Annotated in this window: 1 pseudogene; it reads right to left on the bottom strand. The window is 59.9% G+C overall.

The annotated features are described in order from the left end of the window. A pseudogene (locus tag KUG41_RS15340) lies at nt 1-257 on the bottom strand (photosystem II D2 protein (photosystem q(a) protein)); the annotation flags it as partial.

Here is a 257-nt window from a genome sequence, read left to right as displayed (position 1 = left end):
GCCATCCAGGCGCGCAGACCTTCATTGAGCAGGATGTTCTTGGTGTAGAACGTCTCGAATTCAGGATCCTCCGCCGCGCGGATCTCCTGGCTCACGAAGTCGTAGGCGCGCAGGTTGAGCGCCAGACCGATGATGCCGATGCTGCTGGTCCACAGACCCATCACCGGCACGAACAGCATGAAGAAGTGCAGCCAGCGCTTGTTGGAGAAGGCGATCCCGAAGATCTGGCTCCAGAAGCGGTTGGCGGTGACCATCGA

Origin of the sequence: Synechococcus sp. CCY 9618, from assembly GCF_019038415.1 — a bacterium.
Lineage (GTDB): Bacteria > Cyanobacteriota > Cyanobacteriia > PCC-6307 > Cyanobiaceae > Cyanobium.
Note: the sequence above shows the minus strand (reverse complement) of the source record. Positions and strands in the feature narration are given on the sequence as shown.